The sequence below is a fragment of the Burkholderia plantarii genome (genome assembly GCF_001411805.1).
In the GTDB taxonomy this organism is placed as follows: domain Bacteria; phylum Pseudomonadota; class Gammaproteobacteria; order Burkholderiales; family Burkholderiaceae; genus Burkholderia; species Burkholderia plantarii.
In genome coordinates this window covers 1,725,790-1,751,304 of sequence record NZ_CP007212.1, presented here as the reverse complement: position 1 = coordinate 1,751,304, position 25,515 = coordinate 1,725,790, and the positions used below count along the sequence as shown (strand labels likewise).

At 63.5% G+C, this 25,515-nt stretch carries 20 protein-coding genes; 6 read left to right on the top strand and 14 right to left on the bottom strand.

Features of this window, described 5'->3' with window-relative positions; genetic code table 11:
• Window positions 1–86: 86 nt before the first annotated feature.
• The 3 genes from bpln_RS07485 to bpln_RS07475 form a co-directional block, all read right to left on the bottom strand.
• Entirely contained in the window at window positions 87–563 is a 477-nt protein-coding gene (locus bpln_RS07485; RefSeq protein WP_055138487.1) for an NUDIX hydrolase, read from the bottom strand.
• Between the two features lie 5 nt (window positions 564–568).
• Window positions 569–949 carry a hypothetical protein gene (locus bpln_RS07480; RefSeq protein ID WP_055138486.1) on the bottom strand — a complete coding sequence of 127 codons (381 nt, stop codon included), beginning with the start codon at window positions 947–949 and terminating at the stop codon, window positions 569–571.
• A 111-nt stretch (window positions 950–1,060) separates the two neighbouring features.
• Window positions 1,061–2,515, bottom strand: coding sequence for a cytochrome-c peroxidase (locus tag bpln_RS07475; protein WP_055138485.1), 1,455 nt, complete (start codon window positions 2,513–2,515; stop codon window positions 1,061–1,063).
• Window positions 2,516–2,716: 201 nt separating this feature from the next.
• Between bpln_RS07475 and bpln_RS07470 the strand changes: the two genes are divergently transcribed.
• On the top strand, window positions 2,717–4,339 hold the full coding sequence (locus bpln_RS07470; RefSeq protein ID WP_055138484.1) for an acid phosphatase: 1,623 nt from the start codon (window positions 2,717–2,719) through the stop codon (window positions 4,337–4,339).
• Window positions 4,340–4,433: 94 nt separating this feature from the next.
• Here the strand turns inward: bpln_RS07470 and bpln_RS07465 are convergent, their stop codons facing one another.
• Complete coding sequence (locus bpln_RS07465) at window positions 4,434–4,619, bottom strand: hypothetical protein (protein WP_055138483.1); 186 nt, start codon at window positions 4,617–4,619, stop codon at window positions 4,434–4,436.
• A 151-nt stretch (window positions 4,620–4,770) separates the two neighbouring features.
• On the opposite strand from bpln_RS07465, the gene dcm reads away from it, so the two are divergent.
• The 3 genes from dcm to bpln_RS07460 are packed head-to-tail and all read left to right on the top strand — an operon-like array spanning window position 4,771 to window position 7,747.
• On the top strand, window positions 4,771–6,039 hold the full coding sequence (gene dcm, locus bpln_RS33755; protein ID WP_082465228.1) for a DNA (cytosine-5-)-methyltransferase: 1,269 nt from the start codon (window positions 4,771–4,773) through the stop codon (window positions 6,037–6,039).
• Window positions 6,039–6,485 (top strand): very short patch repair endonuclease, encoded by a 447-nt coding sequence (locus bpln_RS33750; protein ID WP_082465227.1) that lies wholly within the window; start codon window positions 6,039–6,041, stop codon window positions 6,483–6,485. Before dcm ends, bpln_RS33750 begins: the two co-directional genes overlap by 1 nt.
• On the top strand, window positions 6,482–7,747 hold the full coding sequence (locus bpln_RS07460) for a type II restriction endonuclease (RefSeq protein ID WP_055138482.1): 1,266 nt from the start codon (window positions 6,482–6,484) through the stop codon (window positions 7,745–7,747). The genes bpln_RS33750 and bpln_RS07460 overlap by 4 nt, the downstream gene beginning before the upstream one ends.
• A 45-nt stretch (window positions 7,748–7,792) precedes the next feature.
• On the opposite strand, the gene bpln_RS07455 is transcribed toward bpln_RS07460, so the two are convergent.
• Entirely contained in the window at window positions 7,793–9,235 is a 1,443-nt protein-coding gene (locus bpln_RS07455; protein WP_055138481.1) for a sensor histidine kinase, read from the bottom strand.
• The gene (locus tag bpln_RS07450) at window positions 9,222–9,887 is read right to left on the bottom strand and encodes a response regulator transcription factor (protein WP_042624625.1); all 666 of its coding nucleotides are present in this window, start codon (window positions 9,885–9,887) and stop codon (window positions 9,222–9,224) included. The genes bpln_RS07455 and bpln_RS07450 overlap by 14 nt, the downstream gene beginning before the upstream one ends.
• Before the next feature lie 225 nt (window positions 9,888–10,112).
• On the opposite strand from bpln_RS07450, the gene bpln_RS07445 reads away from it, so the two are divergent.
• Window positions 10,113–11,165: an ABC transporter substrate-binding protein gene (locus bpln_RS07445; RefSeq protein WP_055138480.1), complete on the top strand. Its 1,053-nt coding sequence runs from the start codon at window positions 10,113–10,115 to the stop codon at window positions 11,163–11,165.
• A gap of 130 nt (window positions 11,166–11,295) precedes the next feature.
• Window positions 11,296–12,555, top strand: a complete 1,260-nt coding sequence (locus bpln_RS07440) for an MFS transporter (protein WP_055138479.1) — start codon at window positions 11,296–11,298, stop codon at window positions 12,553–12,555.
• 90 nt (window positions 12,556–12,645) lie between these two features.
• Here bpln_RS07440 and bpln_RS07435 read toward each other — a convergent pair whose 3' ends face one another.
• From bpln_RS07435 to bpln_RS07415, 8 genes are all read right to left on the bottom strand, one after another.
• Entirely contained in the window at window positions 12,646–13,092 is a 447-nt protein-coding gene (locus bpln_RS07435; RefSeq protein ID WP_042624622.1) for a nuclear transport factor 2 family protein, read from the bottom strand.
• Between the two features lie 218 nt (window positions 13,093–13,310).
• Complete coding sequence (locus bpln_RS33745; protein WP_244131918.1) at window positions 13,311–13,838, bottom strand: SMI1/KNR4 family protein; 528 nt, start codon at window positions 13,836–13,838, stop codon at window positions 13,311–13,313.
• 95 nt (window positions 13,839–13,933) lie between these two features.
• Window positions 13,934–14,422: a DUF4265 domain-containing protein gene (locus bpln_RS33740; RefSeq protein WP_082465225.1), complete on the bottom strand. Its 489-nt coding sequence runs from the start codon at window positions 14,420–14,422 to the stop codon at window positions 13,934–13,936.
• Window positions 14,423–15,031: 609 nt separating this feature from the next.
• On the bottom strand, window positions 15,032–15,382 hold the full coding sequence (locus bpln_RS33735; protein ID WP_082465224.1) for a DUF7716 domain-containing protein: 351 nt from the start codon (window positions 15,380–15,382) through the stop codon (window positions 15,032–15,034).
• A complete protein-coding gene (locus bpln_RS07430; protein WP_082465223.1) occupies window positions 15,379–20,064 on the bottom strand; it encodes an RHS repeat-associated core domain-containing protein in 4,686 nt (1,561 codons plus the stop codon). The genes bpln_RS33735 and bpln_RS07430 overlap by 4 nt, the downstream gene beginning before the upstream one ends.
• Window positions 20,065–20,123: 59 nt before the next feature.
• A complete protein-coding gene (locus bpln_RS07425) occupies window positions 20,124–23,324 on the bottom strand; it encodes a type VI secretion system Vgr family protein (RefSeq protein WP_055138478.1) in 3,201 nt (1,066 codons plus the stop codon).
• Between the two features lie 236 nt (window positions 23,325–23,560).
• On the bottom strand, window positions 23,561–24,457 hold the full coding sequence (locus bpln_RS07420; RefSeq protein WP_042624620.1) for a MurR/RpiR family transcriptional regulator: 897 nt from the start codon (window positions 24,455–24,457) through the stop codon (window positions 23,561–23,563).
• Between the two features lie 64 nt (window positions 24,458–24,521).
• On the bottom strand, window positions 24,522–25,463 hold the full coding sequence (locus tag bpln_RS07415) for a LysR substrate-binding domain-containing protein (RefSeq protein WP_055138477.1): 942 nt from the start codon (window positions 25,461–25,463) through the stop codon (window positions 24,522–24,524).
• Window positions 25,464–25,515 lie beyond the last annotated feature (52 nt).

Below are 25,515 nucleotides of genomic sequence, written 5' to 3'. Positions count from 1 at the left end.
CGCCATGAAGAATCCCCGGTCAGGCCGGGGATTTTTTTATATCCGCCGATCCGGCGTCGATTTCTCTAGATGCCGGCGCGGCCAAGTCAGCCCGGCAGCTCGCGATGCAGGTCGGCCAGCGACAGCGCGCGCGAGAACAGCCGCGTGAGGCTGCGGCTCGCATAGCGCGCAACCTCCTCGATCGCGACCCAGCGGAACGCGTCCATCTCCGGGATCGAGGCGCCGGTGGCGCGGCTCGGGAACATCGAGGTGCAGAGGCAGGCGGACAGGTCGGTTTCGTCCTCGCGCAGGCGCGCGGCGAACAGGTAGAGATCCTTGTCGGGACGATAGGCGAAGCGGCCGAGATCGACGAGGCGCGCCGGCGCGAGCGCGATGCCGGTTTCCTCGAACAGCTCGCGCAGCGCGGCGTCGCGCTCCGATTCGCCGGGATCGAGATGCCCCTTCGGGATGTCCCAATGCGACGTTTCGGTTGCATGCGCAAGCAACAGCCGCCCGGCCGGATCGAGCAGCACGGTGCCGCACGACAGTGCGCGGGCGGCCCGCTCCGGCCGTCTTCCCACCATGGCCGTCAACGCTTCTGCAACTGCCACTTGCCCGCGGGCGTCTTGCAATAGCGCGGGCGCAGCGTCATCGACTGGCCTTTCGCGTTGATCTCGGTGGCGATCTCGCGGCAGGCATGGCCGTCCTGTTCGAGCGTCGAGGGCGTGAGCTTCGCCTCGATCCGGACGCCGCGATTGCCGTTGTTCCACTCGGTCGTCTCGCCGTCCTTGCCTTGGTCGCGGGCCTGATGCACGGCCTTGGTCAGCGAGGCGACGTCCGCCTTGCTGAAATACGTGATCGGCGTGTCGTTCAGGAAGTTCAGGTTGCTCTGCGCCTGCGCGCCGAGCGCGGCGGCCATCGGCGCGGCGCCGGCCAGGAGTTGCGATAGGTTCGACAGGGTTACCTGCATCGGCTTGTTCTCCTTGTTGGGTTGCCGGGACGCGCACGCTGCGCACCCCCGCCGGCGAGGATATCACGGCGTCGCGCCCCCGAAGCGCGGCCCCGGCGCCGCGCCGCGCCCTCAGTGCGCCGCCGCGTCCGGGGCGGCGCCGAGGTTGGCGCTGCTGGTGATGCGGGTGGGCTGGTAGCCGTCCGTCAGCGTGTGCAGGAACGCGATCACGTCCTGGATCTCGGCCTCGTCGAGCGCCGGCTTGTCACCCTTCTTGCGGTCGAACGGCGGGTCCGTGTTGATGTTTGCCCAGTAGCGTCCGGGCAGATCGTCGAACTTCTGCACCACGCCGTGACGCACCGGATAGAACTTCTCCGGATTCGTGTCGCGCTGCACGTAGAAGCGCAGCACGTCCTCGAGCGAGTGGTAGATGCCGTTGTGGAAGAACGACTGCTTCAGCGCGACGTTGCGCAGCGTCGGCGTGCGAAAGATCCCGCAGTATTCGTCGCGGCCCTTCAGGTCCTGGCGTTCCGGCCCGCAGGCGCCGAGATCGAAGAACTTCGGATCCTTGTTGACGGCGAGCTCGCGGTTACGCGGCACGCCGATCGCGATCAGGCCGAAGTCGCTGAACTGCGGCGCCGAGCCATCGAGCGCGCGCTGGCTGATGTGGCAGCTCGCGCAGTTGCCCTTGCGCTCGTCGTTGAACAGCAGCAGGCCGCGCATCTCGGCATCGCTGAGCGTGGCCTTGTGGTCGAGGAACGCGTCGTACTTGCTCGAGTACGGCGTGAAGATTTCCGGCGACTGCTCGAACGCGCCGAGCGCCTGCAGCACCGCCTTGAAGATCGCCGCGTCGCTGCCGAACACCTGCTCGCCGAAGGCCGCGCGGAACTCGGCCGAGTACGGCGCCGCGCGCACCGCGCTGGCCACCTTCGCCGGCGTGCTGTTCATCTCGAACGGCGTGACGAGCGGAATCCGCGCCTGCTCCTCGCCGTGATCGACGCGCCCGTCCCAGGTCAGGCCGCCCGTCGGGCCGGCGTCCACGCTCTCGTCGCCCTCCTCGTCCGAGTCGTGGAAATGCTCGGTGAACGGCGGCACCTTCTGCAGATACATCAGCGTCGGCACCGCGCGGAAACCCTGCTGATGCATGTCGTCGCCGCCCAGCTGCACCGACAGCGCGTTGGCCGGCGTGAAAGCATGTTGCGGGCTATGGCACGAGGCGCATGCAAGCTTGCCGCTACCCGACAGCGACGGATCGAAAAACATCTGCTTACCCAGCGCTGTCATTTTTCTGACGGCCTCGTAGACCTGCGCACGCGTTTGCGGCTGGTTCGCGACCACGATCGGCCCGCTCGCGCCCGCCCTCGCGCCTGGCCGTGCGGCGGCCGCCGGCTGTCCGGCCGACGCTGCCGAGGTGGCGGCGACCGACGCCGGCTGCGAGCCCGAAGCGCCCGGCGCACGCGAGTCGCAGCCCGTCAGGATGCCCGTCAGCGCGCCGGCGAACACGACCGCCATGAGCGCGGCCGCGCGCCCGGCGCGGGAATGGCGAACCGGCCGGGGCCGGGCGAAGTCTTCGTGCTGGCTGCGCATGTCGATCCGAAAGACAAGAAAGGAAGGCGCGAGCGTATGTCGGAAAAGTGTCAATTCCGTGAACATGAACAGACAGCAAAACGAAAGACTCACTACATTTAGCTGTCAAAAATTACTTACATAATCCGGTCGGCCTGCTGTCATTCCCCATGAGAACGATGGCCGGTTCCTACGGTACATGTGCGACAAGAGAGACAACGAATGAAGAAGACTTTTCACCGCGTGACGCCCATCGCGCTTGCGGCAGCGGCCTTCCTTGGCGCCTGCGGCGGCAACGATGACGCCCCGTCGACTCCGCCGGCCACCACCACCCCGGCGCAGCCGGCCGCACAGACCCTGTCGGCCGTCAAGAACATCGTCGTGATCTATGCGGAAAACCGCAGCTTCGACAATCTCTACGGAGCGTTTCCCGGCGCCAACGGCATCCAGAACGTGACCGCCGCCAGCGCGCAGCAGCTCGATCGTGACGGCACGCCGCTCGCGACGCTGCCGAAGATCTGGGGCGGCCTGACCGCCTCCGGCGTGACGCCGGCCGTGACCGAAGCCGCCACGGCGAACCTGCCGAACGCCCCGTTCGCGATCGACGATCCGGCCGGCTTCAACACCGGCATCGACGTGACGACGCGCGACCTGTATCACCGGTTCTATGAGAACCAGATGCAGATCAACGGCGGCAAGAACAACATGTTCGCGGCCTGGGCGGATTCGGGCGGCCTCGTGATGGGCCACTACAACACCAACCAGAACAGCCTGCCGCTCTGGAAGATCGCGCAGCAGTACACGCTGGCCGACAACTTCTTCATGGGCGCGTTCGGCGGCTCGTTCCTGAACCACCAGTACCTGGTCTGCGCCTGCGCGCCGTTCTACCCGAACGCCGGCACCAGCGTGGCGGCCGGCTCGATCTCGGCCGTGAACGCCGACGGCGTGTCGCTGCAGGTGTCGAGCACGTCGAAGGCCTCGGCGCTCGACGGCGCACCGGTGTTCGTGAACTCGGGCAACCTCACGCCCGACTTCTACGCGGTCAACACGATGCAGCCGCCGTATCAGCCGAGCGGCAACAAGGCGCCGGCCGGCGACGCGACGCTGGCCGACCCGACCCTCTCCAACACGCTGCCGCCGCAGACGGCGACCAACATCGGCGACCTGCTCAACAACGCCGGCGTATCGTGGGCATGGTACGGCGGCGCGTTCGGCGCGGCGCTGCAGAAGTCGCAAGGCACCACGCCGGCCGCGGCTGCCGACGGCACGACGCTGACCACGGCGAACTTCCAGTACCACCACCAGCCGTTCAACTACTTCAAGAACCTGGCTCCGGGCACCACGGCACGCGCGCAGCACGTGCTCGACGGCGGGATGAACGGCAGCGAGTTCATCAAGGCGATCGACGCGGGCACGCTGCCGGCGGTGTCGTTCTACAAGCCGCAGGGCAACCTGAACGAGCACGCGGGTTACGCCAACGTCGCGGCGGGCGACCGGCACATCGCGGACGTGATCACCCACCTGCAGAACAGCCCGCAGTGGAGCAACATGATCGTCGTCGTGACCTATGACGAAAACGGCGGCTTCTGGGATCACGTCGCGCCGCCGAAGGGCGACCGCTGGGGCCCGGGCACGCGGGTTCCGGCGCTGATCGTCTCGCCGTACGCGAAGAAGGGGTTCGTCGATCACACGCAATACGACACCGCGTCGATCCTGCGCCTCATCACGCGCCGCTATTCGCTGCCGAAGCTCGACGGCTTGAAGCAACGTGACGACGCACTGGTGAAGAACGGCGGCACCGCGATGGGCGACCTGACCAACGCGCTGACGCTGTCGCAGAACTAAGTCAGGCTGACAACAGCAGCAATCGACCCGTTGGTGGCGGGCTCGAGTGATTGGGCGGCTCCGGCCGCCCTTTTTTGCTTTGGGGCGTCGGAGATTAACGCATGGGTCGGTGCTGCGCGTAATGCTGGCCGAGCGCTTCCGGCGAAGGGCGATGCGCCGCTGACTGCGGCAGGCGCAGCGGCGCGTCGTGCCAAGCGCCGTAGTCGGACGACCGCAGCGCCTCGGCAATCACGACGCGCAGCGTGACCGGATCGATCGTCAGGGCGCCGAGATCGAACAACGTATGCAGATCGCCGCGCAGCAGACTCTTTGGCGACCTGCCACTTGTAGCTGCCTGAGACACCGTGACAACGCTAAAGGGACATAAAAATGTAGACGAAGGGAGGCCTAACGGTCAAAATGTCCGCTTGAATTCCCAGCGAGCATCACATATGACCCTAGTTCCATCACTTGAGCTGTTGAAACAGGCTCGCAGCCGCTTCACACAGCGCGAAATCGCCGAACACGTCGGCAAAGACACGAAAACGGTTCGGCGCTGGGAAAAGGGCGAAACGCCCTGTCCCGCCATGCTGGAACCAGCATTGCGAGACATGCTGGAGACCACACCGTCAAAAGGCACGCCCGGGGCCAAAGGCCGATTTCGCTTCATCGATCTGTTCGCCGGAATTGGTGGCATTCGCCTAGGTTTTGAAAGTCACGGAGGTGAATGCGTATTTACCAGCGAATGGAACGACTTTTCGAAAAAAACATATACCGACAACTTCGGAGAGCACCATCCATTCGTAGGCGACATTGTACCGTTTTCAGCAGAAAGTGTACCAACCCATGACGTTTTACTTGCCGGATTCCCTTGCCAGCCGTTCAGCATCGCGGGAGTAAGCAAGAAAAACTCGCTGGGACGCCCGCACGGCTTCGAATGCACCACGCAAGGCACCCTCTTTTTCGACGTCGCCCGCATCATTGCAGCCAAGCGTCCTGCGGCCTTCGTACTGGAAAACGTGAAAAATTTGTTGTCGCACGATAAAGGCAACACTTTTGCTGTTATCTTGCAAACGCTGCGGGATGAGCTTAAGTACGACGTGCATTACAAAGTCATCGACGGGCAGCACTTCACTCCGCAGCATCGCGAGCGAATCGTCATCGTTGGATTCAGGAAGAAAACGGGCTTCTCATGGAATGATCTGCGCTTGCCGGCAGAAGGGCCCCGGCTCTCATCGATTCTGCACAAAACAGATGGAAGCGAGCCGGTTCTTCCATGGGACGGAGAGAGATTCTTCGACCATGAAAGCTGCAAGGTGCAATCCAAGTACACCCTGACGCCGAACCTCTGGACTTATCTGCAAGCGTATGCTGAGAAGCATCGCGCAGCAGGTAACGGCTTTGGCTTCGGAATGGCCTATCCAAACAGCGTAACCCGCACGCTGTCAGCTCGGTACCACAAGGACGGCTCGGAAATTCTCGTTTATCAAGGGGAAGACAAGCGCCCGCGTCGCCTGACGCCCCGCGAATGCGCGAGGCTGATGGGTTTCCCCGATACGTACCGAATCCCGGTGAGCGATACACAAGCGTATCGGCAATTTGGCAACAGCGTCGTAATGCCGGTGATGCAAGAGGTTGCCAGAATTATGGCTCCTCACGTCCAGACTCTCGTTGCACAAGAGCGCGACGGCACTTCGTTAACACTTCCACTTTTCGATTAATGGTTGATGTGGTCGATAAAGCCACCCGTAGCCGGATGATGTCCGGAATACGGGGGCTCAACACAAAACCCGAAATCACCATTCGCAGCCTGTTACATCGCCAGGGATTTCGATTTCGCCTTCATGTTCGGGACTTGCCTGGAAAACCTGATATAGTACTACCACGTTATAGCGCGGTCATTTTTGTACATGGTTGCTTTTGGCACGGGCACGACTGCAAGTTTTTCAAGTTGCCCGGAACACGTACAGACTTCTGGCGCGAAAAAATCAACCGCAATCGTGCCAATGATCACAAAGCATTGACTACCTTGCTTGCCGGAGGTTGGCGAGTCGGTATTGTCTGGGAATGCGCTTTACGTGGTGCAGACAAGGACGTCGACGGCATTGCGAAAGACCTTGCTCACTGGCTTCACAGTGACATATCGGAAATGGAGCTGCGTGGATGAAATCAGGTTATTTATCGGAGTACTTTGAAGGGGTTGCTGCGAAGCGTTTGAGCGCAGTGGAAGCAGATGAAACCCGCTCAAACCAGCATGAGTATCAAGCTATCGTCAAGATGCTTGAATTCATGGGACGTCCTGATGAAAACACACGCCTGCCCGCAAGGTATGTTTACCTCGATGACGAAGATCCGGATCCTGTTGTCGAAGATGCATTTCTTACGTTGTACAACTGTCGAAAGGGGCAATTTCGGAAAGGGAAACCTCGGAGTCCGGAGTTCCGGTTTTACTTTCCGACCACAACTGTCTCGCTAAATGCAAGTGAGGGTGACTTACTGGTCATTGCCAAAAAGCGTGACGGCGGCTTGCTTGTCATGATTGCCGAAAATGGATCAAGTATCGGCCGCCAGATTGAATGGCTGTTTGGATTTACCGAACTGGCTCATCCGGGGTTTTCCGTAAAATCCGAGCTTGAGACTGAACAGGATCGCATCGAATTTGCCTCACGTTTCATTCTCGAAAACATCGGCGTTACTATCGAAATATCACAAGATAATTATCTTGAAGAAATGTTGAAGCGGTTCTTGGGCAGTTTCCCTACCACTCGGGAATTTTCGGCCTACGCTCGCTCGACGCTGAAAGATCTTGAACCAAAGGAATCACCAGATGCGGTGCTCATGGCATGGATGGAACGTGAGGAAATTCTGTTCCGGACACTTGAACGTTACCTGATAGCCGACCGTCTTTCACAAGGTTTCGCCGACAATGCAAATACGGAATCCCGTGTTGATGTCGACGGTTTTTTATCGTTCTCGCTCTCGGTTCAGAATCGCCGAAAGAGTCGCGTCGGCCTTGCCTTGGAAAATCATCTTGAATTTCTGTTTAAAGAATGTGACATCCGGCATACACGAACAGCCGTTACTGAAAACAAGGCAAAGCCCGACTTCATCTTTCCCGGAGATGGGGAGTATCACAATCTCGCTTTCGATCCATTAAACCTGACCATGCTGGGTGTGAAGTCGACCTGCAAAGACCGGTGGCGTCAGGTACTTGCCGAAGCAGATCGCATCGCCGACAAACACTTGTTGACACTCGAAACAGCAATTTCCACGCATCAGACCGATGAAATGAAGGCAAAGCGTTTGCAACTCGTCTTGCCGCGCAAGCTGCACGAAACTTACACTGTGGCGCAGCAGACTTGGTTGCTGGATATCGCCGGCTTTACGGAATTGGTTAAGGCCCGACAGATCCGATCGCCCGCGCGCTGAGGTCCTGATTTAGCTTGGAATTTATCGGATCCGTGGCACCAAACACTATCGCGCTGGTCCCTGTCTCTGATCGACGAAACAGTTCACCTTGGCCGCCCCGCCAGCCCGCGCGAACGCCAGCGTCACCGCGAACCCGCCCGCCTCGGGGAACGCGAATTTCACCTGGCCGCCATGCGCGTCCATCACCTCCTTGACGATCGCGAGGCCGAGCCCCGAGCCGTCGCGGCGCTGGGCGCCGTCGCCGTCGAGCCGCACGAACGGGCGCAACACCGCGTCCCAGTGTTCACGCGCGATGCCGCGGCCGTTGTCCGCCACCGTCAGCGTGACCTGTCCGGCGCTGCCGTCGAGGGTGACCGTGATCCGCGTCGCGACGCCGTGATGCAAGGCGTTGTGCAGCAGGTTCTGCAGCGCTTCCTGCAGGCTGATCGCGTCGCCGTCGATGATCGCGTCGGCACGCCGGATCTCGAGCGAGACCTGCACGTCGCGCTCGTGCGCGAGCGGAATCGCGCGGCCCAGCCCCTCCTTCGCGAGCGCGACCAGATCGATGGGCTGCAGCGGTACCACCTCGGTGCGATGGATCACCATCGCATGATTGAGCAACTGCCCCGTCAGCCGGCCCACGTCCGAGCAGGTCGCGCGCAGCGTGGCGAGCCGCGCGCGCTGGCGCGCCTCGTCCGGCTCATGGCTCAGCATCTCGATCTGCGCGTCCAGCCGCGCGAGCGGCGTGCGCATCTGGTGCGCCGCGTCGGCGATGAAGCGCTGCATGGTCGCCACCCGCTCCGCGAGCCGGTGCATCAGCCCGTTGATCGCGCCGATGATGGCCGCGATCTCGCTCGGCGTATCGATCGCCACGGGCCGCAGGTCCGAGGGCTCGCGCGCCGCGATGATCGCCTCGATCTGCGCGAGCGGCAGCAGCCCGCGCCGGATCGCCAGCGCGCTCGCGCCGATCGCGAGCGCCGCCATCAGCACGATCAGCGTCCAGACCTTGAGGCTCATGTCGTTGGTCAGCTGCTCGCGCGCGTGGGTGGTCTGCGCCACCGTGACGAGCGCCCAGCCCGGCACGCGCTCCTCCGGCATGTAGCGCGCGATCGTCGCGATGCGCACCGGCTGCTGCTGATAGGTGCCGGTGGCGAAGCGCGTGCCCCGCTGCGCCGCGCCGACCTGAGCCGCATCGGGCAGGTCGTGATAACCGGCCACCGCCACGCCGCGCGAATCGACCACCTTGTAGTAGACGAGGTCGTAGCGCGACAGCGACGACAGTGCCGCCACCGGCGGATTCAGCGCGAGCACGCCGCCCTGCACGTAGAGGTTCTCGGCCACCTGGATCACCGCGCCCGACAGCAGCTGGTCGTAGGCGCGTTCGGCCGCCACGCCCGCGTAGAAACGCGTGATCACCGCGAGCGCGAGCGCGCCCGACACGACCACGCACGCGATGAACAGCAGCGTGCGGCCGAACAGGGTCTTCGGGAACCAGTCAGCGCGTCGCAATCTGGTACCCCATGCCGCGCGCGGTGCGGATTTCCACGTCGCTGCCCTGCAGCTTCCGGCGCACGCGCGTGACGTACTGCTCGACCGCGTTCGCCGACGGCTCGCGGCCGAAGCTGAACAACTGGTTCAGCAGTTCGTCCTTCGAGAACACGCGCTGCGGGCGGCTCGCGAGGATTTCCAGCAGCGCGAACTCCTGGCGCGAGAGCGGCAGCGGCTGGCCGTCGAGCTCGGCAAGCCGGCTGCTGCGATCGATCGACAGGCCGCCGAAACGCAGCACGTCGCTCGCATGGCCGCTGTTGCGGCGCAGCAGCGCCTGCACGCGCGCGTCGAGCTCGCGATAGTCGAACGGCTTCACGAGGTAATCGTCGGCGCCGAGCCCCAGGCCGCTCACGCGGTCGTCGATGGCCGAGCGCGCCGTCACCAGCAGCACCGGCGTGGTACTGCCCGAGGCGCGCAGGCGGCGCAGCACCGAGAAGCCGTCCAGCGACGGCAGCATCACGTCGAGCACCACCAGATCGAACGACTCGACGCCGAGCAGGCTCGCCGCCGCCGCGCCGTCGCGCTCGAGGTCGACCGCGTGGCCCAGGCGCGTCAGGCGGCTGCCGATCGCCTCGCCGATTTCCGCGTCGTCCTCGACGACCAGAATGCGCATGTTGGAGTCCTGCCAGTCAAAGTGATTAGGGGTATTCCCGAGGGAGAGTTCTCAGCATTTTCTCAGACTCGCCCGGTAACCTCCATCCGTCATGACATGGGACAAACAGGCTTTCCAGGGAGACCGCGCGATGCCGTGCGTATTCGAATCGACCGGCTCGCAAGCGCCGCTGTTGGCGTGTGCGTTCGTTCCTGCGCCGGCACCGCGCTCGGGAGACGCCTGGCGATGAGTGCGTCGCCGCGGCGCCGTGCGCTGCTCGCCGCCGGGATCGGCGCCACCACGCTCGCCCCTCTCGCCACGCCGGCCGCGCGGGCGTTCGGGCTGCCGGCCTGGCTGTCGTCGCCGCGCACCGTCCGGATCTCGAAAGGCTACGGCGTGCTGTACTTGCCGCTGCTGGTGATGGAGCGCCAGCGGCTGTTCGAGGCCCATGCCGCACGACGCGGGCTGGGCAAGGTGAAACCTGAGTGGGTGTTGCTCGACGGCGGCAATTCCGTCAACGACGCGATGATGGCCGGCACGCTCGACTTCGCCGGCGCCGGCGCCCCCGGCTTCATCGAACTCTGGGCGCGTTCGCGCGGCATTCCGAACGTCGAGGTGATCGGCATCAGCGGGCTGTCGGCCACGGCACTGTCGCTGAACACGAACCAGCCGCGGATTCGCACGCTGGCCGACTTCACGCCCGAGGACCGGATCGCCGTGCCCGGCATCCACACCTCGCTCGCCGCCGTGGTGCTGCAGATGATCGCCGCGCAGCGCTTCGGGCTGCCCCGCTTCACGAAGCTCGATCCGATCACCGTGAACCTGCCGCATCCGCAGGCCATGGACGCGCTGATCCGGCGCGACGGCGGCGTCACCGCGCATTTCGCGTCGCCGCCGTTCTCGACGCTCGAGTTGCGCCAGCCCGGCATTCATCGCGTGGTCGACGCCGTGGAGGTGCTCGGGCCGCTGACGCTCGACGTCGTGTTCGCGCCGCGCCGCGTGGTGGACACCGAGCCCGGACTCGCCGCCGCGTTCATCGGCGCGCTCGACGAAGCGAACCGCTTCATCGCCGCGCAGCCGCGCGAGGCCGCCGCGATCTACGTGGCCACCTCGGGCGTGCGCGTGAGCCCCGACGACGTCGCCACCATGCTCGCCACGCCGGAAACGCGCTTCTCGGTGGTGCCCGACCGGCTGATGGCGTTCGTCGATTTCCTGCACGGCGTGGGCACGATCAAGACGCGACCGCGCCGATGGGAAGACATGTTCACCGCGCAGCTGGCCGCGTATCAGGCGCGTTGAACGGCGGCATCGTCCTATGACCATCGCCGTGTTTTTGCACTATCCGTCTGTATTCGTTCGTATCAACCAGGAGCACCGAGTGACCGTTACCTCCCCCACCCTTGCCGCTGTCGGCGACGAGCCGCGCGTGATGTCGAAGATCGCCTGGCGCCTGATGCCGATTCTCGTCGTAATGTTTCTGATCTCGTTCATCGACCGTCAGAACGTCGGCTTCGCCAAGCTGCAGATGGTGCATAGCCTGAACATGACGGAGGCCGCGTTCGGGCTCGCCTCGTCGCTGTTCTTCATCGGCTACCTGCTGTTCGAAGTGCCGAGCACGCTCGCGCTGCATCGCTTCGGCGCGCGCGTCTGGCTCGCGCGGATCATGCTGACGTGGGGCTTGATCACCGTCGCGATGGGCTTCACGACGTCGATGCCGGTGTTCTGCGGGCTGCGCTTCGTGCTCGGCATCGCCGAGGCCGGCTTCTATCCGGGCGTGATCTATTACCTGACGCTGTGGTTTCCGCAGAGCTACCGCGCACGCGTGCTCGGCATCTTCACGCTAGGCAGCGCGCTCGCGAACATGCTCGGCTCGCTCGTCGGCGGCTGGCTGCTGAGCCTGAGCGGGATCGGCGGGCTGGCAGGCTGGCAGTGGGTGTTCATCGCGACGGGACTGCCCGCCGTGGTCGTCGGGATCCTCGTGTTCCGGCTGCTGCCGACGTCGTTCCGCGAAGCGCGCTTCCTGTCAGATCACGAGAAGGCGATCGTCGGCGCCGCGCTCGAACGCGAAGCGCCGGTGCAGGCCGAGCATTCGCATCCGTGGAAGGCGCTGCTCGATCCGCGCGTGATCCTGTTCGCGGCCACCTACATGATGATGTCGACCTCGCTGTACGGCGTGACGTACTGGCTGCCGACCATCGTGAAGTCGTTCGGCGTATCGAGCAGCACCAACGGCCTGCTCAGCATGCTGCCGTGGGCGCTGGCCGTGGTGCTGCTGATCTGGCTGCCGCCGAAGCTGCGCCGCGCGAGGAGCCTGCTGCGCACGATCGGGATCGTGGCGGTGCTGGGGGCGACCGGGTTCGTGCTGAGCCTCGTGCTGCCCACCACGCCGCTGAGGTTCGTCGCGCTGGTGCTTGGTGGGGCGTGTATTCCGCTGATCTATCCGTGTTTCTGGTCGATGCCGCCGCGGTATTTCACCGGCGCGCGCGCGGCGGCGAGCGTGGCCGCGATCAATTCGATCGGGAATCTCGGCGGGTTCTTCAGCCAGAACCTGATGCCGTTGGCGGGCAAGCTCACGGGCAGCGCGTTCGGGCCGATGATCGTGCCGATCGTTTGCTTGAGCGTGCTGGGAGTGGGTGCGTTTGTCGGCTGGGCAAGGTCGGAGCGGTCGCTGGCGGCGGTGGGGGTTTGAGGGCGGGCAGTTGAGGTTGAAGCGGGCGCGCGCCTTGATAGGTGCGCGCCCGTTTTGCTATGTCTTAGGTCATTTTGTCGGCAGGCCTGGTCAGGCGGTTTGACGGCGTGCCGGGTCGGCGACGGAAAGCAGCGAGCGCAGGCCGTGCCAGCCCCAGTAGACGCGATGTGCAACGATCAGGCCAGCCTCGATGTCCATCACTTCAACGAGATCGGTTTGATCACCCGATGGCGTGGCTCGCGGATATTCCCATGTGAGTTGGCGGCCGTTCGAAAAGCAATCGCCGGTGCGGTACCAATCGGTGAAGGTGCCGGAAAGTTTGCTGAAACCGGCAGTAAAGAAATCGCGGATCGCCGCACGGCCTTCGAGGATGCCGGTGCCGAGTTCAGGCAGCACGACGAGGATCGACGGGGATTCGAAACGGGCGTGGGGCGCGTAGAGAGACATCAGGGTGCCGATGTCGCCAGTGGTGATCGCAGCGTGCCAGTGGGTGTAGATGTGGCGGGTTTGGGCTTCGGTGGTGTCGGCGGCTGTCATTTCGGACCTTGCTCCGTAGAGGCAGGATGGAAGTCCAAGCTTATGCTCGATACGACGCGGAAGTTTCAGGCTGCGATGAAGTCAGCGGCCGTCCATCCAGACATCCTTTGCTACACGCCCCTCGACAAGCCAGCCAAAATTACAAACACGACACTCGAATCAACAGATCCCGAAACCCCTTTCCTTAACATTAATATCTTCAATATCAACACTGAAATTTAATGCAGCAAATTCAAAAACTCGGAAAACGAGCCGGCAATCTTGACAATCTCTGATTCATCGTCCCCCTCCAGCACATCCCGATTCCAAAAATATATTCCCCCATTTCCACTTTCGGAAAGATCCATCAAAAAATAATTTCCAGCAGGATCACCCCCAATAGGAATGTAGTTTTTCTTGAGTTCCTTGGAAAATTTCTTCCACACGCCTCTCAAGGTGTAGTCCGAATATCCATGATTGAAACCATGCAAATAGGAAAGCGCCGTGCCTTTTAACGACGCGATCTCAGGCAAACTCACGCCATTGGGGCTCGGCTTGCCGCCATTATGATCAATCAAGAATTTCCTGTAATCATCGGGAAACGAGTAGCCAATGCTCGATTCGAATTTTGAAATTTGCCCGGCATCCGGCTTGGGATTGTCCGCGCCGCTCGTCAGACTCCGCTGAGTGCGCTTGTCCAGCTTCAACCCATTCTGCTTCATTAAGGCAAGTTGTTCGTCGCTTATGCCCAATGGCTTGAATGTCACGCTGGTCAATGATCACGCTCCGAAACTGTGAGTTCGACAACTCGGCTCGCCCAATAAATTATCTAACCGCGAACATAAAGTGCAGCATTCTAAGCTCATTTCTCACACACCACCCACCAATTCAAAAGTGTTTCATCGCTCGGATCTTCGAAATTTTTATATATGTTCGAATAATACCACTCAACTCCAGATCGCCGCTTAAATTCATTGAACAGTTCATTGATTTTTCCGATACCATTAACCGCCGGCACTGAACAGGCTAAACTCCCCTCATTCATGCTGTCCAGCGCACCATTCATCCTGCCTTTTAACTCCGCTTCCAGCCATGCAGCGTCATCTTTCGATATTTCATTAGAATAAATTTGAATACAAAAATTCCCACCCCGCATCACAACAGTTGCAGGAAGATCGACCCCATCCAGGCGGATTAGGTCTCCTTTCGCGAGATTGAGAGTCAGCCCTGGCGACGCCAACAACTTATAGACATTGGCGTCTATTTGTTTAGCAGGCAATCTTTCATATACTGGACCAGACTCATTATTTCCCGCATACACATCAATTAGGCACCAATTTTCAACAATCATACAGAGTCTCGCAGATTTTATTCAAACACTTCCACTTTTTTACCAACTCGGCACAAAATAAAATTTAACAGCATCCAATAAAAATTTAGGCAGCGAATTTAAGATAAAATACGTTGCAATACATACATTCCCTCTCCAACGAATTACTTCCACTGCCTCATTTCTGCCGAACACCCGAACAACATCTCCTTTTGCGACATTCGATGCCACACAAGGTGACGCAATAGTATCGGTTGTTGCAGCTATAGTGCAGCCCTATCTCGTAATTGATCTTTTGCCCTTGGGGCCGACGTGGACTCCAGACCGCCGCTGCTCGCTCGATCATTTTCTGCGTTTCATTCCAGGCCTTGTAGTTCGCCTCTCAGACGAACTCGCCAGCATCTTTCCGCCATCGTCATCAGCGACGTGCAGATCTAGTCATAGTGCTAGAACACTATCCGCGCCCCGCACACCTACATTCGAGCCACGCGCAGGCTTACACCACCATCAACATCTACACTCTCAGTCTACCGATAACGCGCTAAAACTCCACAAGCCACTCCAAGACATCGATGAGATGAGAGAATTTCTCAAATTCCAGTAGTTACGCCACCATGCATCACCGTTCAATCACGACAAGTCCAAGAAATCATCATACTCAGCATAGTGATTCAAGCACTCAACCACCTCATCGATCGAAGCAGTTGGTTTTTGCCTGTAAGCCAAATCAATCACATCCTGAAACTGATCTCGCCTATACCCAACCTCCAGCCCATTGTTACCCACAAAATCAGGAAATACCTCATTGTCGTCCTCATCAAAATCCGGCACATCGCCAACATAAACCTGCATCCCAACACTCAAATCGTCAGTACCATCCGGCACATAGACCATATAGATGGAATCTCGATCTTCTTTATTTTTAACAATCTCAATAAGATCATCGATCTTATAGTACGAGTTTACAGTCAATGAGTTCATAAAGGGCATCCTGTTGCAGGGTTTAATTTACCTTTCCGACCAAGCTTTCCACCACCCCATTTATCTCGACCGCCAGTTCCATCTGAATGATAAATTCCATGGTTATCGGCATGATCGCTTCTATCAACCAAATTCAAAACTCCAACGCCGTCATTGTGATGCCAAGTCATCCCGGGTGGACTATTTCCCAAATCCTTCGGATCTTTCGACCACTCAAGAAGACCTGGATTACGAGACAAGATATCTTTTCGGAATGCGGCATCTGTGTTCATCCTATCGATCAAGGCTTTATTTGCCAATCTAAATTGAACACCATCACTAGCAAACAATTTATTTTGAGGCAAATCAAAATCATGGAATGAATTAAATTTCCCCGGACAACCTACCCGTTTCCGCAATCCCAATGGGTCAATCCACGCCACCGGGTTGGAAGCGTAAAAATATGTGTTCGTCCCGCCAACCAACCCCGCTAGATCCCGTCCGACAAACCGCCCCACCGCCGGGTCATAATACCGATACCGGTTATAGTGCAGCCCCGTCTCATCATCAACCTGCTGCCCCTGGAACCGCAGCGGATTCCTGACCGCCGCCACCCCGGCCGCCGCCGACGCCCGCTCGATCACCTCGCGCGTCTCGCCCCACGCCTTGTAGCTCGCCTCCCAGACAACCTCGCCCGCCTCGTCCGTCATCATCAGCGGCGTACCGATCTGGTCGCAGTGATAGAACATCACCCGCGCTTCACCCTGCGCCTCCGGCACGCGCTGCAGCGGATCATCCTCTGGCGTATACCGATCGTCCGCCCGCGCCACCGGCGTCTCGATCCCCGCCACCGGCGCCGTCACATACTGCGCCATCGGCACGAAAGAACGCGCCTCGTACACGTAATGCCTGCTGCCCGCCTCGCTCGACTCATACGCGAGCGTATCGCCGTCCCACCCGAACACGGTCCGCGCGCCGTTCACGTCCTTCGCGATCCGCCGCCCCAGCGCGTCGTAGTAATACCGCGAGGCGCTATGCCGTGACGGCTCCTCGACGCTCGCCGCGCTCATCCGGTCGAACCCGTCCCACTCGAACCGCTGCGTCCCGCCCGGCGAGCGCTTCTGGATCAGATTCCCCTGCTCGTCGTAATCGAAGTGCGTGCCCGCATATTCCTTCAGCAAATTGCCGAGCACCTTCGGCACCGAAGCCGGCAGCGTGCTCTCGCTGCGCGCCGTCGGCGAAGACATGGACGAGGTCCGCGCATTCTCCGGCTTGCCCGGATCGACGATATTGCTCGCCGGATCGAACGCGAACCGCTCGCGCGTGCCCGGCCCGATCGCCTCGATCAGCCGCCCGACCGGGTCGTACCGGTAATCGGTCGCGCCCTTGCGGCTGTCCTCGATCTGCGTGAGCTGCCCGGCCGCATCGTATCGATAGCGCCGCGTACTCAACGCGGCCGGCGCCCTGTCGCGCTGCACGGTCTGCCGCTCGACGCGCCCGGCCGGATCGTAGACGGTGCTCTGCCCGATCCGGCTCGACAGCGTGCGCGCCACCTCGCGATGCAGGTCGTCGCGTTCGAGCTGCAAGCGATCCTCGCCGTCCACCAGCAGCCCATGCACGTGCCCGGACCCGTACATCAGCCAGTCGATCGTATGTCCGTCGGGCCGCACGGTGCGCACGCGATTGCCGAGTTCGTCGTAGCCGTGATGCCACACATAGCTGCGCTTCACGCCGAATACGTCATAGGCATGGTGTTCGCGCACGAGATTGCCGGCCGGATCGAAGAAGCGCTGCACGCGGCTGTAGCGATTGCTCGCGTCGATCAGCCGTCCGCTCGCGTCATAGGCGAACTGCTCGATGTCCTCGCCCACCTCGCGCCGCGCGAAGCGGCCGGCACCATCCTGCGCGACCCGCGTCACGCGCCCGGCTTCATCGATCGAAACGAGCCGCCCGCTCGCTTCGTCATAGGCATAACGCGTCGTCTTGCCGTCGAACTCGACTTCCTCGAGCAATCTGCCGACCGGGTCGTAACGGAACGTATAAGACGCATCGTTCGCATCAGTCAGCCGCACGAGGCGCCCAAGCCGGTCGTAGCCATAGCTGAGCCGCTGCCCGAGCGCGTCGACGCGCAGCGAGACACGTCCCGCGCCGTCATAGGAATAACGCGTCGTGCGCTGCATCGGGTCGACGGTCGAGATCAGCCGCCCCTCGGCGTCGTACTGGATCCTCTCGACGCCGGCGGGCGACACGATTTCCGCCAGCTGCCCGTTCGCGCCATAGGTGAACGCGGTAGTCGTCCCGGCCGCATCCTTGGTGCTGCTCAACCGCCCGGCAGCGTCATAGCTCCATTGCGTGGTCTTGCCAGAGCAATCGCGATACGACAGCAGCCGGCCGCCGGCGTCGTAGCTCAGCGATTTCGTGCCGCCCTTTGCATCGACCACCTTGATCGGCAGCCCCTGTCCGTTGTACTGGTACTGCGTCTCGTGCCCAAGCGGGTCCCTGGCAAGTACCACGTTGCCGGCGTCGTCATACTCCTGCACCCACGCATGCCCCTGCGGGTCGATGGTGCGCACGAGCTGATCCTTCCCGTCGTACTGCATCTCGATCACGCTGCCGTCCACGCGCAGATGCCGGATGAAGTTGCCGCGCGCGTCGTAGTCGAGGAATTCCACGCCGCCGTCGCGGTGGATGTATTCCACGAGCTTCTCGTGCGCGTTGCGGTACAGCCACTCCTCGCTGCCGTCCGGATGAATCACGCGGAACGTGTAGCCCTTGATGTCGTAGTAGTGCTGCGTGACGTTGCCGAGCGCATCGGTCACGCTGACCATCCGGAAGTCAGGATGCCAGGCGAGCGTGACCTCGTCGCTGCCGTCGTCGCGATACTCGCGGAAGCACCGCGCCTTCGCATGCGTGCCGTGCCATTCGAGGTTCATGCCGCGCCCGGTGCGATCGGTGTAGCGCGTGAGCAGATGGTGCCGGTAGCGATACTCGCGATGATTGCCGAAGCGGTCCCAGGCGCCGGCCAGATCACCCTCGGCATCGTATTCGTAGGCGGCCAGACGCCCGACGCGCATGCCATCGGCATCATGCTCGACGATCTCGACGATGCGCCCGTGTACGTCGTGCCTGAACGCCACCTGCACGTGCGGCGCGATCAGCCGGTACAGGCGTCCCTGCGCATCGTAATCGCAGGTCAGCTGGTTGCCGGCGCGGTCCTTGAGAAACGCGAGCCGGTAGCGGTCGCCGTCGCGCTCGTAGGCTTCGAGGAAATCGTGGCCGCGCGTCACGCTGAGCCAGCGATCGTCGAGGCGCAGCAGCGTCATGTTCTCGGCCCGGTCGTCGTGCGCGGCACCCACGTCGAGCAGCGGGTAATCGAGGCTGCGCCCCTCGGCATCGTGATAGACGAGCTTGCCGTCATGCACGTCGAAGCGCACGGTGTAGGGCGTGATCCAGCGCGGCCCGAGTTCGCCGCCAGTGTCGTTGGCGTCGAAGAACGAGCGGTAGGTGCGCACCCAGATGATCGGCAGCGGGCCGTCGATCGTGAAGTCGTCGTGATCGATGCGCTCGTCGCCGAGCGCGAAGCCGATCGAGCCGCCCGATCTCGCGGCCGGCGTGGGCACCGCCGAATTGAGGTTGCAGCACCCGCCGCCGGGATGCTGCGCGTCGGCCGTCTTCCGCAGCGTCTCGTGCGGCCCCTGCCCGCGCCGCGCCTCCGCCTTGGCCTTGCCGCTCGACGGAATGCCCACGGCTTGCCCCTTCGGATGCGACTTGCGCCACAGCAATACAGCGTCCTCGACGATCTGGAGCAGCCAGCCGATCTTGCCGACGTCGTTGCCGTCGAGTCCCCGCACGGCCTTCTGCACGGCCGGAATCTTCTGGCGCAGGGCGTTCGCGAACTTCGTGAGATGCGCACTGACATCGGCGTCGACGTATTTCACCGTCGCGGTCGTGGCATTCACGCCCGTCTTCACCAGGACCGAGCTGCCGTCGTGATACATCGATGCGACGCCACCGATCAGCGATCCAATGCTGGCGGTGGTCACGCTGCGGTAGATCTGCTTCGCGTCCGATACGAAGTTGTTGCGGTCCTTGCTGGTGTCGACGTGCTTGCCGCCGGCATGCTCGAACAGATCCGCGATCCCGTTCATCAGCTTGCCGATGTAATCCGCGGCCCCGTCGAGCATCTCGGCCAGCGTGCTGCGCAGGATGGCAATAAACTTTTCGATCTCGCCGGCGTAGCGCGCCTGAAGGTGCGACAGCATCGCGCTGATCACCCCGTCGCGGATCACGTTGAAGACGGCCTCGCCGGCCGCGCGACCGTTTTTGGCCACCTCCTCGCGCACCAGCTTCAGCAACGGCCGCGCGCCCATGCGCACCTGGGCGGTACTGGTAGGAATCGGAATCACGCCGATCAGATCGAGGCCGAGGTTCAGCCAGTCGAACAGATCGAGCGGCCGGTCGCCATGATTGATCATCGCGCGGATGTCACTGATCACGTCGGCCGCCGCGAAGATGTTCGCGAGTACCGGCGTATTTTCCGCGACGTTCTTGAGCAGCTCGACCGTGACGACGCCGTGGCTGATGCTTCTGAGCCACTGGTCCAGGTCGCGCAGGTTCGCCTGGATGTCGACTTTGTAAAAACCGTCGAGCGGTCCGATGTAGACGGCGGTCGGCTTCGGTTGAAGGGGGGCGGGCGAGTTCATGTCGATATCGTGCGGATCGATTTTTTATCGGAATTGGCTGAGCGGACGAACACCGCGCATCAAACGATTTTCAGGGCGGCGGCCGCGCCGCGCGCGCCTTGCGCGAGGCCACCGAGCTGCTGCGCGGCGGACTTCAGCGCATTGGCCTGGGACAACGCCCCCTGCGCGCCGGCCGGCAGCGCGCCGCCCAGCGCCTGCTGCGCCGCGCCGAGCCCCTTCGACGCGAGCGCGCCAGTCAATCCGGCGGGACCGCCCGAGGCCACCGAGCCGGCCATCCCGGCGACACTGCCGAGGCTGCCGAGGCCGCCCGCGCCGGCGGCCCCACCGAGGCCGCTCGCCTTGGCGAGCGAGCCGACCGAACCGAGCGCGCCGCCGAGCCCGCCCAGGCCCGCACCACCAGCCGCGCCCGCAACCGAGCCGGCCGCCTTGGCCACGGCCCCGGCCGACGACGCCAGCGCCCCCGCCGACGGCAGCAGCGAGCCGAGCTGCGATTGCGCGGCGGCGCCGGCCTCGGCACCGTCATTCGCGGTGTCCTCGGGCGACGGCCAGTCCGGCAGCTTGAACGCGCTGGCCTTGTCGGCCTGCGAGCGCGGATCCTTGCCGAACACCACCTGCACCACGCCGGGCGGCAGCCCGCTCACCACGGTCTTGCCGCTCGCGTCGAGCGCGCCCTGGCGCAGCACCCCGCCGTTCGCGTCGAGCACCGAGAACTGCCCGCCCTTCACGGCCTCGCCGTTCGCATACTGGTGCAGCAGCTCGAGCTGGCCCGGCTGGTCGGGCCGCGGCGACGGCAGCGGATAGCCCATGCTGGCCGGCCCCGCGAACACGTGCGAGGCGCCCTTCACGTCGACGGTGCCGGGCGTGTGGATCTCGATGTTGCCACCGCTCAGGCGGATGTAGCCGCCGCCGCTCGTCAGTAGAATGCCCTGGTCGGCGGCCAGCTGCACCTGGTCGGTGGCGGACAGCACCTTCACGGTCTTCTGCGCGCTCAACTCGACGTTGTCGTCCTGCGCCTGAATCTCGATCTTGCCCTTCGCCGCGAACAGCTTCATGCCGGCGTTCTGCACGAACAGGCTCAGTTTCTGGCCGATGCTCGCGACCAGCGACTTGCCGGCGGCCACGTGCGTGCTCTGCGCGCTGACGAGATTCAGGTGCCGGGTGGCGGCCAGATGGATCGACTGCTTCGACGACACGCCGATGCCGGCCGGGCTGCCGAACACCATCACCGGCTGCTGGAACGCGTTGGCGCTGCCGGTGCCGCCGCCCGCGGTGTTGCCGCCCGAGGCGCTCGCGCCACTGACGCTGCTCTGCGTCGCGTCGGTCAGCGCGCGCAGCGCGTCGTGCGCGTCCTGCAGGCTCTCGGCCTGATGCTGGACGCTCGCGTCGGACATCGCCTCGACGAGGCTCTCGGCGCTGACGAGCTGCTGCTGCGTCTCGCCGACGTCGAGCGGCTGGCTCGCGGCGGCCTTCGGATGCGTGGTCAGGTACAGGCCCTGGCTCGCGCGCAGCGCGCCGTAGTCGTCGGTGCGCAGGTCGAAGCCGCTGCCGAGGTAGGCGCCGCGCGCATTGCCGCTCTGGTCGATCAGGTAGCCCAGGTGCAGCAGGCTGTTGGCGCTGCTGCTCATCAACTGGACGCGGTTCTGGCCGGTGGCGTCGTCCATCACCATCTGGTTGTAGCCGCCGCCGCCGTATTCCTTCGAGCGATGGCCGGACAGGATGCCGTTGCTGTGCCATTGCGGCTTGACGGCGCCGTTGTAGACGCGCGCGATCGCGAGCGGCCGGTCGCAGTCGCCGCCCACGTGGTCGATCAGCACCTCCTCGCCGACGCGCGGCACATGCACGCCGCCATAGCCGCCGCCGGTGTCGGCCTGCACCACGCGCACCCAGGTCGAGGCGCCCTGGTCGCCGGGATTCACGCGATCCCAGACGAAGCGCACGCGAATCCGGTTCAACTCGTCGGTATAGACCTCCTCGCCGTCCGGCCCGACCACGATCGCCGTCTCCAGATGCATCTCGGGCTTGTGGTGTTCGAGCGGGCTGCGGTACGGCACGCTGGTGCGCTGCGCCTCCACCTCGACGCGGTAGAAGCCGACCGAGCCGTCGGCATGCGCGACGCCGGCCGCCGCGCCGGCGGCGGCACGCGCGTCGGCCAGCTCGGTTTCGAGGCTGTGCGGGAAATGCGGCGCGCCGGTCACGGGCAGGTTGTTCTCGATCCACCACGCCACCTCGATCGTGGCGAACTCGCGCTGCGCGGCCGGATCGGCGTCGTGGACGGGATGGTCGGCCAGCGTGAAGCGCCGGCCCGCATCGAGCGCGCGCGCGCCGCCCGCGCCATGGAAGCGCTTGGCGCGCGACTCCCATTCCTCCATGCGGATCTGCGCGAGCCGGTCACCGCGCGACTGGTCGCCGAACGTGTAGGCGCCGGTGTAGTCGTACACCTCCAGCTGGTCGGGCAACTCGCCCTGCCGGCCCATGGTCGGCGTCAGCGTGCCCTTCGGATTGGCAGGCACGGCGGGGTTCTTGTAGTCGAACGTGCGGGTGGTCAGCGTGACGCTCTGCAGCGTGCGCGTGCCGGACCACTGCGTGAGCGCGTCGGTCTCGGCGCCGGTGGCCATCCGCGCGAACGACACGCCGGCCGGCGCGAGTTCGGGCAGCGAGGTGATGGTGTCGGTCACCACCAGCGTGTGCGATTTGCCGTCGCTGCCCTGCTCCCAATAGCCGTAGAGCCCCTCGCTCTCGAGCAGGCGGTGGACGAAGTTCCAGTCGGTCTCGTGCTGGCGCGTGTAGGAACGACTGGCGAGCGGCTGCGAGAGCGAGAAACGGAACCGGCCGTTCGCCTGCGGATGCAGGTTGAACACGTCGGTGATGATCGCGTCGGCGCTCCTGTCGATCCAGATCTTCTGGTCGCGCCGGAAGTGCAGCAGGTGCAGCCACGCGTTGAAGGTCAGCTGGTAGGTGGTCAGCCCGCCGTCGGCGCCGAGCCGGCGCGCGGTGAATACGTGGCCCTGAATCGGCCGGTAGCTCTGGTCGGCTTGCTGGAACCACAGCGTGACGGGCTGCGCGATCAGCGATTTCAGCGGCACGTCGTCGTTGGAGGAGACCACGTCGAGCGTAAACGCATAATCGCGCCCCAGCCTCGAACGACCGACGGCGCGTTGCACGACCAATTGGTCCGATCCCAAGGGGGTGTCGAGTTTCACGAGCCGGTCCTGCTGAATCACACCGGCCTGGATCGCCCCCGCGATATCCTGCACGTTCATGGTGGTTCGCCCTTCTTCTTATTCAGCGCTCTCGGCAAGCGTCTGATTGAATCGACGGGCGATTGTAACCGGCCAGACAGCGATTCGCGAACCATGCGGGTATGACAATGGCTAATTAATCCGGCCACTCGCTCACACCCGAGAAAATCGGCCGGTTAATCAGAAATTAATACCTTGATTAATCGACGAATCCGTAACTTCTGCCGACTTTTCGTGATTGGCGCACCGGCCCCGATTCAGCTTTTCGCGTGATCGGGTGCCGGATCGTAGGCCAGTTCGAGCCGGTAAGCGAGCGCGATGAACAGGCTCTGCGCGAGCCCCATGGTGCTGGTCAGCGAACGGAAGCCGAAGGTGTCGGACTCCTGCAGCAGCAACGCCGCGTCGGCGCGGCTCGCCAGCGCGTTGAGCCGGCTGTCGGTGATCGCGATCAGCGTCGCGCCGCGCTGCAGGCCGTCCTCGACGATCTGCTGCGTCTCCCGCGCATACGGCGCAAACGACACGGCCAGCACCACGTCGCCGGCGCGCAGCGAACGCAGCTGCCCGGCCTGCATGCCGCCGGTGCCGGCCACCAGCTGGATGCGTTTGCCGGTGTGCTGCAGCGCGTAGTCGAGATAGGCGACCACCGGATACGAGCGGCGCATGCCGACCAGCCAGATCGCGTCGGTGGCGGCGAGCAGGTCCACGGCGCGCTCGAACGCGGGCGCGTCGAGCGACGCGCTGAGCTGCTGCATGCCGGCGATGCTGTCGCCGAGGAATTCGGTGGCGAGTTCGCTGGTGCGGCGCGGCTCGCCCTGCTCGATGATGCCGCGAATCCGCGACTGGTAGCTGAGCTCGGGCGCGACCTGGCGCACCATCGCGTCGCGAAACACGCGCTGCATGCCGGAGAAGCCGGAGAACCCGAAATGCTTCGCGAAGCGCACCACCGCCGAAGGCTGCACGCCGCAATCGTTGGCCACTTCCTGCACGCCTTGCAGGCCCACGCGCCCGGGGTGCGCCTCGACGTGACGCGCGATCAGCTTCAACTGCTTGCTGAGCGAGGCGAACTGCGCCGAGATGTCAGCCAGCAACGCCTCGGGCGTCTGGCGCCCGGAATCCGGCGGGCTGCCGGCGGCGTCGGGTCGGGAAGATGGCATACGGGGGGCCGGGCGGTTTGTCATGTGGCGCCATTCTAGCAACAGGGCCGGCGCGCCCCGGCCTTCACACGGCGGCCGCCTCGCGCAGCGCGATGCCGGTCCACGCGCCGCTCGCGCAAAGCTCGACCACCAGCTCGCGGATCACGTGGCGCACGGCGAGCGAGGCGGAACTGACCGGCAGCGCGTTCGGCCAGCAGAGGCTGCCGGGCCGCCGGATCACGGGATCGACGATGCGGCGCATCCGCGGCCGGTCGGCCGGCGCGCGCAGCGCCACCGACACGGACGGCAGGATCGTGCAGGCCGCGCCCGACTGCGCGATCGACAGCAGCGTGGGCAGCGAATCGACGTCGGCAATGATGTTGAGCGGCACCTGCTCGCGCGCGAAGCTGCGTTCGAGCAGCACGCGCAATCCGTTCGAGGCGCCGGGCGCGACCAGCGGCACGCCGCCGAGCGCCGCGAGCGAACAGCTGCGCGCGCGGGGCGAGAGGCCGCCCGGCTCGCCCATCAGGCACAGCGCCTCGTCGAACAGCGGCAGCGTGGAAATGCCGGGCGTGTTGGTGTCGCGGAACAGGATCGCGAGATCGAGCCGGCCGTTGGCGAGCAGCTCGTTCAGGTAGCCGCTCATGCTCTCGAAGAACTGCAGGCGGATGCCGGGATAGCGCTCGCGCACGCGCTCGAACACCGGCATCGCGAGGATCGCCGACATGGTGGTGGGAAAGCCGAGCGCCACCGTGCCCGATTCGGCGCCCACGCCCTCGCGCACCTCCTGGCGCAACTGCTCCATCTGGTGCAGCACGAGCCGCGCGTGGCGATACATCGCCTGCCCGGCGGCGGTCGGCTTCACGCCTTGCGGACTCCTGACGAGCAGCGGCACGCCGAGATCGCGCTCGAGCTTCGCGACCTGCTGGCTCAGCGACGGCTGCGCGACGTAGAGCATTTCGGCGGCCTTGCCGAGGCTGCCGTAGTCGACGATGTTGACGAAATAGCGGAGCTGGCGAATATCCATGACGGGGCGGCGAAAGAACGGAGCAAGAAGCCGGAGCGGTCATAGGATACCC

Excerpts from the sequence above, each read along its gene's own strand:
- bpln_RS07485 (WP_055138487.1), bottom strand. The coding sequence starts at position 563 with ATGGTGGGAAGACGGCCGGAGCGGGCCGCCCGCGCACTGTCGTGCGGC.
- bpln_RS07480 (WP_055138486.1), bottom strand. The coding sequence starts at position 949 with ATGCAGGTAACCCTGTCGAACCTATCGCAACTCCTGGCCGGCGCCGCG.
- bpln_RS07475 (WP_055138485.1), bottom strand. The coding sequence starts at position 2,515 with ATGCGCAGCCAGCACGAAGACTTCGCCCGGCCCCGGCCGGTTCGCCAT.
- bpln_RS07470 (WP_055138484.1), top strand. The coding sequence starts at position 2,717 with ATGAAGAAGACTTTTCACCGCGTGACGCCCATCGCGCTTGCGGCAGCG.
- dcm (WP_082465228.1), top strand. The coding sequence starts at position 4,771 with ATGACCCTAGTTCCATCACTTGAGCTGTTGAAACAGGCTCGCAGCCGC.
- bpln_RS33750 (WP_082465227.1), top strand. The coding sequence starts at position 6,039 with ATGGTTGATGTGGTCGATAAAGCCACCCGTAGCCGGATGATGTCCGGA.
- bpln_RS07460 (WP_055138482.1), top strand. The coding sequence starts at position 6,482 with ATGAAATCAGGTTATTTATCGGAGTACTTTGAAGGGGTTGCTGCGAAG.
- bpln_RS07450 (WP_042624625.1), bottom strand. The coding sequence starts at position 9,887 with ATGCGCATTCTGGTCGTCGAGGACGACGCGGAAATCGGCGAGGCGATC.
- bpln_RS07445 (WP_055138480.1), top strand. The coding sequence starts at position 10,113 with ATGAGTGCGTCGCCGCGGCGCCGTGCGCTGCTCGCCGCCGGGATCGGC.
- bpln_RS07440 (WP_055138479.1), top strand. The coding sequence starts at position 11,296 with ATGTCGAAGATCGCCTGGCGCCTGATGCCGATTCTCGTCGTAATGTTT.
- bpln_RS07435 (WP_042624622.1), bottom strand. The coding sequence starts at position 13,092 with ATGACAGCCGCCGACACCACCGAAGCCCAAACCCGCCACATCTACACC.
- bpln_RS33740 (WP_082465225.1), bottom strand. The coding sequence starts at position 14,422 with ATGATTGTTGAAAATTGGTGCCTAATTGATGTGTATGCGGGAAATAAT.
- bpln_RS33735 (WP_082465224.1), bottom strand. The coding sequence starts at position 15,382 with ATGAACTCATTGACTGTAAACTCGTACTATAAGATCGATGATCTTATT.
- bpln_RS07430 (WP_082465223.1), bottom strand. The coding sequence starts at position 20,064 with ATGAACTCGCCCGCCCCCCTTCAACCGAAGCCGACCGCCGTCTACATC.
- bpln_RS07425 (WP_055138478.1), bottom strand. The coding sequence starts at position 23,324 with ATGAACGTGCAGGATATCGCGGGGGCGATCCAGGCCGGTGTGATTCAG.
- bpln_RS07420 (WP_042624620.1), bottom strand. The coding sequence starts at position 24,457 with ATGCCATCTTCCCGACCCGACGCCGCCGGCAGCCCGCCGGATTCCGGG.
- bpln_RS07415 (WP_055138477.1), bottom strand. The coding sequence starts at position 25,463 with ATGGATATTCGCCAGCTCCGCTATTTCGTCAACATCGTCGACTACGGC.